Origin of the sequence: Xanthomonas sp. NCPPB 1128, from assembly GCF_001043115.1 — a bacterium.
Taxonomy (GTDB): Bacteria; Pseudomonadota; Gammaproteobacteria; order Xanthomonadales; family Xanthomonadaceae; genus Xanthomonas_A.
Genome location: NZ_LFME01000020.1, coordinates 82,877 through 92,883, shown reverse-complemented (window position 1 = coordinate 92,883; position 10,007 = coordinate 82,877). Strand labels below are relative to the sequence as shown.

At 68.9% G+C, this 10,007-nt stretch carries 7 protein-coding genes; 6 read left to right on the top strand and 1 reads right to left on the bottom strand.

The window, feature by feature from the left end:
- Positions 1-164: 164 nt before the first annotated feature.
- A complete protein-coding gene (gene acs / locus ACP93_RS13365) occupies positions 165-2,108 on the bottom strand; it encodes an acetate--CoA ligase (RefSeq protein ID WP_048491160.1) in 1,944 nt (647 codons plus the stop codon).
- 214 nt (positions 2,109-2,322) lie between these two features.
- Between acs and ACP93_RS13360 the strand changes: the two genes are divergently transcribed.
- From ACP93_RS13360 to ACP93_RS13335, 6 genes are all read left to right on the top strand, one after another.
- On the top strand, positions 2,323-3,735 hold the full coding sequence (locus tag ACP93_RS13360; protein WP_048491159.1) for a DcaP family trimeric outer membrane transporter: 1,413 nt from the start codon (positions 2,323-2,325) through the stop codon (positions 3,733-3,735).
- Positions 3,736-3,767: 32 nt separating this feature from the next.
- A complete protein-coding gene (locus tag ACP93_RS13355) occupies positions 3,768-4,085 on the top strand; it encodes a DUF485 domain-containing protein (protein ID WP_017915354.1) in 318 nt (105 codons plus the stop codon).
- Positions 4,082-5,812 carry a cation acetate symporter gene (locus ACP93_RS13350; protein WP_048491158.1) on the top strand — a complete coding sequence of 577 codons (1,731 nt, stop codon included), beginning with the start codon at positions 4,082-4,084 and terminating at the stop codon, positions 5,810-5,812. Before ACP93_RS13355 ends, ACP93_RS13350 begins: the two co-directional genes overlap by 4 nt.
- A 117-nt stretch (positions 5,813-5,929) precedes the next feature.
- Complete coding sequence (gene yjjG / locus ACP93_RS13345; protein WP_048491157.1) at positions 5,930-6,613, top strand: pyrimidine 5'-nucleotidase; 684 nt, start codon at positions 5,930-5,932, stop codon at positions 6,611-6,613.
- Positions 6,614-6,923: 310 nt separating this feature from the next.
- On the top strand, positions 6,924-8,360 hold the full coding sequence (locus tag ACP93_RS13340; protein ID WP_048491156.1) for a coniferyl aldehyde dehydrogenase: 1,437 nt from the start codon (positions 6,924-6,926) through the stop codon (positions 8,358-8,360).
- Positions 8,361-8,888: 528 nt separating this feature from the next.
- The gene (locus ACP93_RS13335; protein WP_048491155.1) at positions 8,889-9,992 is read left to right on the top strand and encodes a glycerophosphodiester phosphodiesterase family protein; all 1,104 of its coding nucleotides are present in this window, start codon (positions 8,889-8,891) and stop codon (positions 9,990-9,992) included.
- The last annotated feature ends 15 nt before the right edge of the window (positions 9,993-10,007 follow it).

The window sequence follows — 10,007 nt, the reverse complement described above, 5'->3', positions numbered from 1 at the left end:
GTCGGCGATCAGCAGGGTGGGCATGGGGCGGGGATTCGGGAGTGGGGATGCGGGATTCGTTGGAGCAACGGCAAGAGCAGAGCGCGGCAGCGTCGGCGATCTCGGAAGTGGGAGGGGACCGCCTTGGCGAATCCCCAATCCCGACTCCCCAATCCCGGCGCGCGCTAGCGCGCGAGCCGTTCGTTCACCAACGAATCCACCACCGACGGATCGGCCAGGGTCGAGGTGTCGCCGAGTTGGTCGGGGGCGTTCTCGGCGATCTTGCGCAGGATGCGGCGCATGATCTTGCCCGAACGGGTCTTGGGCAGGCCCGGCGCCCACTGCAGGTGATCGGGGGCGGCGATCGGGCCGATTTCCTTGCGCACCCAGGCCACCAGTTCCTTGTGCAGGGCCTCGCTCGGCTGCTCGTCGGCGACCAGGGTCACGTAGGCGTAGATGCCCTGGCCCTTGATGTCGTGCGGGAAGCCGACCACCGCCGCTTCGGCGACCTTGGGGTGGGAGACCAGGGCGCTCTCCACTTCGGCGGTGCCGATGCGGTGGCCGGAGACGTTGATGACGTCGTCGACGCGGCCGGTGATCCAGTAGTAGCCGTCGGCGTCGCGGCGGCAGCCGTCGCCGGTGAAGTAGCTGCCCGGGTAGGTGCGGAAGTAGGTGTCGATGAAGCGCTGGTGGTCGCCGTAGACGGTGCGCATCTGCCCCGGCCAGGAATCGCGCAGCACCAGGTTGCCCTCGGTGGCGCCTTCCAGGACCTCGCCGTCGGCGCTGACCAGGGCCGGCTGCACGCCGAAGAACGGCAGCGTCGCCGAGCCGGGCTTGAGGTCGATGGCGCCGGCCAGCGGGGTGATCAGGATGCCGCCGGTCTCGGTCTGCCACCAGGTGTCCACGATCGGGCAGCGGCCATCGCCGACCACGTCGTAGTACCAGCGCCAGGCCTCCGGGTTGATCGGTTCGCCGACGCTGCCGAGCAGGCGCAGGCTCTTGCGCGATGTCTTCTTCACCGGCGCCTCGCCCTCGCGCATCAGTGCGCGGATCGCGGTCGGGGCGGTGTAGAAGATCGTCACCTGGTGCTTGTCGATGACCTCCCAGAAGCGCGACACGCTCGGGTAGTTGGGCACGCCCTCGAACATCAGCGCAGTGGCGCCGTTGGCCAGCGGCCCATAGACGATGTAGCTGTGGCCGGTGACCCAGCCGACGTCGGCGGTGCACCAGTAGATGTCGTCCTCGCGCAGGTCGAACACGGTCTCGTGGGTGTAGGCCGCGTACAGCAGGTAGCCGGCGGTGGTGTGCAGCACGCCCTTGGGCTTGCCGGTGGAGCCGGAGGTGTAGAGGATGAACAGCGGGTCCTCGGCGTTCATGCGTTCCGGTTCGCACTCGGCGGGCTGGGTGTCGACCACGTCGTGGAACCAGCGGTCGCGCGGGGCCTGCATGTCCACCGCGCCGCCGGTGTGGCGCACCACCAGTACGGTCTCCACGCTGGTGGTGCCGGGCAGCTTCAGCGCCGCGTCCACGTTCGCCTTGAGCGGGATCTTCTTGCCGCCGCGCAGGCCCTCGTCGGCGGTGATGATCAGCTTGCTGCCGCAGTCGATCACCCGGTCGGCGATCGAGTTGGGGGCGAAGCCGCCGAACACCACCGAGTGGATCGCGCCGATGCGCGCGCAGGCCAGCATCGCCACCGCCGCGTCCGGGATCATCGGCAGGTAGATGGTGACGCGGTCGCCCTTCTGCACGCCCAGGGCGCGCAGCGCGTTGCCGAGCCGGCACACGCGCTCGTACAGCTCGCGATAGGTGACGCGGTAGGACGGCGCGTCCGGGCTGTCCGGCTCGAACAGCAGCGCGGTCTTGTCGCCGCGGGTGGCCAGTTGCCGGTCCAGGCAGTTGACGCTGGCGTTGAGTTCGCCGTCGTCGAACCAGCGGATGTGGAAGTCGTCCAGGGCGAAGCTGACATCCTTGATCCGGGTCGGCTTCTTGAACCAGTCCAGGCGCTCGGCCACCTTGCCCCAGAACGCCTCCGGCTGTTCCACCGATGCCTTGTACTGGGTCTGGTACTGGGTCTTGTCGACCCGCGCCCGGGCGGCGAACTGCGGATCGACGGGATAGAGATCGGCCATGGTTCCCTCTGCAATGAACGGGGCGCCGCATGCGGCGGCGCGTCAACGCGAAGTGTGCCGCATCCGGCGTTAAGCGCACACGCGCCGGGCCTTAGACGATGGTCGTAACTCAGCCGACGTTCGACTAATGGCCAATAGGCGCGACGGGTGTCGTCGCGCACGCTGCGGTTCGGCCGCGCCTGTGCGTGCGGCATCCATTATTCGGGAGGGAGTAATGAGCAACCGCATCGCATCCTTGGCGCGTCGCCCGTTGGCGGCTGCGCTGTTGGTGGCCCTGGTCGCGCCTGGCGCAGCCTTCGCCCAAGGCAAACCCTCGGCGCGCGAACAGGCGCTGGAGACCCGCGTGGCCGAGCTGGAGCGGCAGGTGCAGCAGCTGCTGTCCGCGCAGCAACAGCAGCAGGGGCAGATCGCGCAGACCCAGACCGAGGTCGCCGCGGTCCGCTCGACCCAGGCCGCGCCGCCGCCGGCAGCCCCGGCGCCGCCGGCCGGCAAGGCGCCGATCCAGGTCACCACGATCACCCCGGGGGCCACGCCCGGCACCACCTTCAAGGTCGGTGGCTTCATCAAGGCCGACTTCCTGGCCACCCGCACCGGCGACGGCCAGCTCGCCGACGACGCCACCGGCCGCGCGCTGTACCTGCCCGGGCAGACCCCGGTGGGCGGCGCCAAGTCCGGCACCGACTACAACGCCCACGCCAAGTTCTCGCGGATCAACTTCGGCGTGGACAGCGTCACCGAAGGCGGCAACAAGGCCGGCGCGCTGGTCGAGCTGGACTTCTTCGGCAACGCGCTGGGCACCCAGACCGCGACCAACACCTACGGCGCCACCCTGCGCCATGCCTACATGTACTGGAACCACTGGCTGGCCGGCCAGACCTGGTCCAACTTCATGGACCCGGCGGCGCTGCCGGAAGCGGCCGACTTCATCGGCCCCACCGACGGCGTGGTGTTCGTGCGCCAGGCGCAGGTGCGCTACACCAATGGCGGCTTCAGCATCGCGCTGGAGAATCCGGAGACCACCCTGTACACGCGCAGCGTGGCCGGCGTGGTCAGCACCGCCAGCTCCGACCGCGGCGCGCTGCCGGACCTGACCGTGCGCTACGGCTGGAAGGGCGACTGGGGCAGCTTCGGTGTCGCCGGCGTGGTCGGCCAGCAGAAGGTCGACAACCGCGCCACCGGCGCCGACGCCAGCAAGGCCTCCGGCGGCCTGACCCTGGGCGGGAAGTGGGTGGCCAGCGACAGCGACAGCCTGTTCTACCAGCTCACCGGCGGCGAAGGCATCGGCCGCTACATCGGCCTGGGCATCGCCCAGAACGCGGTGTACGACGCCGCCGACCGCGACCTGGACACGGTCGGGGTGGTCGCCGGCTACGTCGGCTGGCGCCATGCGTTCTCGCCCAAGCTGCGCACCAACCTGATCTACGCGCGCAGCGACTACGACAACGACACCGCGCGCACCGGCCTGGCCGTGACCAAATCCGTGCAGAGCCTCCGCGGCAACGTCTTCTACTCGCCATTGCCCAAGGTCGATATCGGCGCCGAGCTGATGGTCGGCAAGCGCGAGATCGAAAGCGGCGCCAAGGGCGACATCACCCGCCTGCAGTTCACCACCAAGTACAGCTTCTGATCCGCGCCGCGGCCACTTACCGGAGCCATCTCATGAGCCTCTCCAACGACGCGCTGATCGCCAAGATCGACGCCAATCCGAAGTACCACGCGCTCAAGCGCCAGCGCAACGCGCTGGGCTGGACGCTGACCGTCCTGATGCTGCTGGCCTACTTCGGCTTCATCGGCCTGATCGCCTTCGACAAGGCGTTCCTGGCCCAGCCGATGGGCAGCGGCGTCACCACCATCGGCATTCCGATCGCCATCGGGGTGATGGTCTTCACCATCGCCATCACCGCGATCTACGTGCGTCGCGCCAACACCGTGTACGACCAGCTGACCGCCGACATCCTCGAGGACGCCCGCCAATGAGCAAGCACCTGCGCTTCCTTCTGCTGCTGCTGGCCGCGCTGCTGCCGGCCGGCGTGGCCCTGGCCGCCGGCGGCGATGTCGGCCAGACCGACAAGCAGCCGACCAACTGGGTGGCGATCGGGATGTTCGCCTTCTTCGTCGCCGGCACCCTGTGGATCACCAAGTGGGCGGCGAAGAAGACTCGTTCGGCGTCGGACTTCTACACCGCCGGCGGCGGCATCACCGGCTTCCAGAACGGCCTGGCGATCGCCGGCGACTACATGTCGGCGGCCTCGTTCCTGGGCATCACCGCGGCGGTGATGACCAACGGCTACGACGGCCTGATCTACGCCATCGGCTTTTTGGTCGGCTGGCCGATCCTGACCTTCCTGATGGCCGAGCGCCTGCGCAACCTCGGCAAGTACACCTTCGCCGACGTGGCCGGCTACCGCTTCGCGCCGACCGCGATCCGCAGCTTCGCCGCCTCCGGCACGCTGGTGGTGGTGCTGTTCTACCTGATCGCGCAGATGGTCGGCGCCGGTGCGCTGATCAAGCTGCTGTTCGGCCTGGACTACTGGGTGGCGGTGAGCCTGGTCGGCGTGCTGATGATGGTCTACGTGCTGTTCGGCGGCATGACCGCGACCACCTGGGTGCAGATCATCAAGGCGGTGCTGCTGCTGACCGGCGTGACCTTCATGGCCGTGGCAATCATGTGGCACTTCAACTTCAGCTTCGAGGCGCTGTTCGCCGAGGGCGTGCGGGTGAAGACCGCGGTGGCGGCCAACGGCGGCGCCTCGCCGGAAGAGGCGGCCAGCGCCGGCCTGTCGATCATGGGCCCGGGCGGCTTCGTCAAGGATCCGATCTCGGCGATCTCCTTCGGCATGGCGCTGATGTTCGGCACCGCCGGCCTGCCGCACATCCTGATGCGCTTCTTCACCGTCCCCGACGCCAAGCAGGCGCGCAAGTCGGTGCTGTGGGCCACCACCTGGATCGGCTACTTCTACATCCTGATCTTCATCATCGGCTTCGGCGCCATCGCTCTGGTGCTGACCAACCCGCAGTTCGCCGACGTCGCCACCGGCACCATCCACGGCGGCAAGGGCGCGGCCAACATGGCGGCGGTGCTGGTCGGCAACGCGGTGGGCGGCAATGTGTTCATGGGCTTCATCTCCGCGGTGGCCTTCGCCACCATCCTGGCGGTGGTTGCCGGCCTGACCCTGTCCGGCGCCTCGGCGGTGTCCCACGACCTGTACGCCACGGTGATCAAGAAGGGCAATCCGGCCCCGGGTTCGGAGCTGAAGGTCTCGCGCGTCACCACCATCGCACTGGGCGTGATCGCGGTGCTGCTCGGCATCGTGTTCGAGAAGCAGAACGTGGCCTTCATGGTGTCGCTGGCCTTCGCCATCGCCGCCTCGGCCAACTTCCCGGTGCTGATCCTGTCGTTGCTGTGGAAGGACTGCACCACCCGCGGCGCGGTGATCGGCGGCTTCCTGGGCCTGATCTCCTCGCTGGTGCTGACGGTGCTGTCGCCGTCGGTGTGGGTGGACACGCTGGGCAACCCGACCGGTTCGGCGCCGTTCCCGTACACATCGCCGGCGCTGTTCTCGGTGACGATCGGCTTCGTCGGCATCTGGCTGTTCTCGGTGCTGGACCGCAGCGGGCAGGCCGGCAAGGAACGCGCCGCGTTCAAGGCGCAGCAGATCCGCGCCGAGACCGGGCTGGGCGCCTCGCGCGGGTCGGGCCACTGAGCGCGCTCGCCTAGCAGGCCGCGGCCATCGCCGCACGCGACGCCGGCCCTCGGGCCGGCGTCGTCGTGTCTGCGGGCAGGCGTACCATGGCCGTCCCCCACTTCACCGCCCTTGCGCATGCGCTACCCCTGGATCCTGTTCGACGCCGACGACACCCTGTTCCACTTCGACGCCTTCGCCGGCCTGCAGCGCATGTTCGCCGGCTACGGCGTGCAGTTCGGCGAAGCGGAGTACGCTGACTACACCGCCTGCAACCGGCCGCTGTGGGTGCAGTACCAGAACGGTGCGATCACCGCGCTGCAATTGCAGCAGCGCCGTTTCGCCGACTGGGCGCAGCGCCTGCAGACCACGCCGGAGACCTTGAACACCGCCTTCCTGGCGGCGATGGCCGAGCTGTGCACGCCGCTGGACGGGGCGGTGGCCTTGCTCGACGCCTTGCGCGGACGCGCGCGTCTGGGCCTGGTCACCAATGGCTTCGGCGCACTGCAGAGTGCGCGCCTGCAGCGCACCGGCCTGCACGATCGCTTCGAGGTGATCGCCATTTCCGAGGTGGTGGGCGTGGCCAAGCCGCACCCGGGGATCTTCGCGCACGCGCTGGCACAGCTGGGCGATCCGCCGCCGGCGCAGGTGCTGATGGTCGGCGACAACCCGCAGGCGGATATCGCTGGCGGTCTGGCCGCGGGGCTGCACACCTGCTGGTTCAATGCGCACGGGGCCGCCGCGCCGGAGGGCGTCGTGCCGCACCACGAAGTCGCCTCGCTGGCGCAGTTGCAGGCGTGGTTGCTGGAAGAGCCGGCGTAGCCGTGTGGATGCCGGGGGGAGCGCCTGAGTTCATCGCGTCGGGACTGAAGTCCCTCCCACAAGGGGCGCGTCAGCATCGCCGCAGACTGAAGGTTCCACCTGTGGGAGGGACTTCAGTCCCGACCCGGGAAAGGTGGACTGTCGGTCCAAGACGGCATGCGGCATCATCGTCGCCCAGTTGCTCCTGCTCCTCTGTGGGAGGGACTTCAGTCCCGACGCGACCACCCGTGAGCCATGGGCTCTCGGTCGCGTACTCCCGACCCACGGCTGGCGCGCACGACAGCCGCGACGGCCGTCGTATAGTGCGTCCATGCCGACCTCCGCCGCCGATGCCGCTTCCGCCGACACGCCGCTGGCCGCCTTGCCAGCCACCCTGCAGCGCCTGCGCGCGGCCTGGCAATCGGCCAAGCCGGAGCGGGCGCAGCGCCGCGAGGATCTTGTGCGCTTGCGCGCTGCGCTGAAGCGGCGGCTGCCGGAGATGGCCGAGGCCATCGCCGCCGATTTCGGCCACCGTTCGCGCCACGAATCGCTGCTCGCCGACGGCATGACCGTGCTCGGCGAGATCGATCACCTGCTGCGCCACCTCAAGCGCTGGATGCGCCCGCAGCGGGTCGGCGCCGGCTGGCGGCTGTGGCCGGCGCGCGCGGAAGTGCGGCCGGTGCCGGTTGGCGTGGTCGGGGTGATCGCGCCCTGGAACTACCCGGTCAACCTGGCGCTGATCCCGCTGGCCACCGCCATCGCCGCCGGCAACCACGTCTACCTCAAACCCTCCGAGCACACCCCGCGCAGCGCGCAGTTCCTGCAGTCGCTGCTGGCCGAGGTGTTCCCGCCGCAGCGGGTGGCGGTGGCGCTGGGCGGGGCCGAGGTGGCGTCGGCGTTCGCCGCGCTGCCGCTGGACCACCTGGTGTTCACCGGTTCCACCGCGGTCGGGCGCAAGGTGATGGCCGCCGCCGCGCCCAACCTGACCCCGCTGACCCTGGAACTGGGCGGCAAGTCGCCGGCCATCGTCTGCGCCGACTACCCGCTGGAACAGGCCGCCGCGCGCCTGGCCACCGGCAAGTGGTTCAACGCCGGGCAGACCTGCATCGCCCCGGACTACGTGCTGGTCGATGCCGGCCGCGAGGCGGCGCTGGTGCAGGCGCTGCGCGCGCAGGTGCTGGCGCGCTACGGCGATTTTGCCAACGCCGAGGACTACACCCGCATCGTCAACGAAGGCCAGTACCGACGCCTGCGCGGCTACCTGGACGATGCCCGTGCACGCGGCCTGGAGGTCATCGAACTGGCCACGGTGGAGCGCGAACGCGCCGAGCGCGAGCGGTTGATCGTGCCGACGCTGGTGCTGCAGCCGGGCGACGACGCGCTGCTGATGCAGGAGGAGATCTTCGGTCCGATCCTGCCGGTGCGCAGCTACCGCTCCCTGGACGCGGCCATCGCCGAGATCAACAGCCGCGACCGGCCGCTGGCGCTGTATCCCTTCAGCCACGACCGTGCGCGGATCGAGACCATCCTGCACGCCACCATTGCCGGCGGCGTCACCGTCAACGACAGCCTGCTGCATTTCGCCGCCAACGCGCTGCCGTTCGGCGGCATCGGCCCCAGTGGCATGGGGGCGTACCACGGCCGCGCCGGCTTCGACGCCTTCAGCAAGGCCTTGCCGATCCTGTGGCAGTCGCGCCGTGCCGGCAGCGATCTGCTGAAACCACCGTACGCGCGGATCGCGCGCATGCTCTCGTTCCTGGTGCGGTGAGCGGGGCGTAGCCGACGTCCAGGGCGCGCGTGTATGGCGTGGCGATAGGGCACCTGCGTGTAGGAGCGGCTTCAGCCGCGACGAGGCATTACCGGTAAAGCGTCGCGGCTGAAGCCGCTCCTGCAAGGGGCAGCGTGTCTCGCCAGGAAGCAATCACAAGAGGCGTGCCTCAGCCGCGACCGGCGAAGCCTCCGATGCGGCACCACGCCCGGCCGCGATCCCAATGGCCCCGCAAGCGCGATCCACGCCTGGGCCGTGTCCGGAGCCCTGTCACCGGCAAGCAGTGCGACCCAAACTGCACCAAATCGGGGCGCAGTCCACAGTCCATCATCGGGTCTCACCCCGGAAATAAATAATTCACAGTAAGTTATTAGGTTCTCGCCCGACGCCGCCGCCGATCACGGTGGCTCAGGCTCCTGCGCGAGACGTCCGTGCGGAGCGCAGCACACGAGATGCCGCCATGCGACGACCTGACCGGCGCTCGTTCCCCCCGTGTCTCCCCTTTCCCTCAGAACCGGACGCAGCCCAATGAAGATCGCATTCGTTCCCTCGCCCCTGGCGCGCACCTGTCGCGTGCTCGGCGCCCTGACGGTCCTGGCCGCCCTGCCGCAGTTGGCGATGGCCAACTGCAACGACACCGTCGGCACCAAGATGAGCAACATCCTGTTCGGCGACAGCAGCGGCGATGCCGTGGTGCTGGCCCATCGCGGCCTGTGGGGCAAGTACTCCGGCATCAACGACATGCCGGAAAACTCGCGCGGCGCGCTGCAGGTCGCCAACGACCAGTGCATGGATGGCGTGGAGCTGGACATCAAGATGACCAGCGACGGCGTGCCTGTGGTGCTGCACGACTGGAACCTCGGCCGCACCACCAACGTGTGGACCAGCCGTGCCGGCGAAACCAAGTACGACCCGATGAACAACCAGGGCTACAACCCGTCGATCACGGTGACGCCGTGGTCGGCGGTGAGCGGCCTGTTCCTGCTGACCCCCGACCGCCGCACCACCACTGGCTACCACGTGCCGCGCGTGGACGATCTGTTCGCCTACTTCAAGCAGCACGGCCTGAAGACCCCGATGGTGTTCGACATCAAGACCGCCGATGCGGTCCGCGCGGTGTCGCGTGCGGCCGATGCCGCGTTCTCGGTGGCCTCGGCCAGTTTCGTCGCGGCCAAGGTCAACGCCACCCTGTACCCGACCCGTTCGGCGTTTCGCGCCGACGGCAGCAGCATGGTCGGCATCCCGGTGTTCACCACCAACATGCTGACCAAGATCAACGTCAACGATGCCGTGTCGGCCTGGCTCGACACCAAGCAGGCGATGGAGATCAACGTCAAGCAGCTCGGCGGCCTGTTGCAGGACGAAGCCGACCGCGTGCGCGAGCGCGGCGTGCGCGTGGGCGTGTTTCAGGCGATTCCGGACAGCGCGCTGGCCGGGCAGTTCTACCAGAACAGCGGCGCCTGCTGCTATCGCCTGTCGGACCTGTACTTCTCCTACTCCGGCGGCCGCGACACCGCCGACAACCGTGGCGATCTGAACTTCATCGTCAACCAGGAGGCGTTCAGCCTGATCACCACCGACGACCCGAAGGCGGCGATCGCGTACCTGAAGGCACGCGGCAAGCACGACTGAGTCCTTGCACGTCCT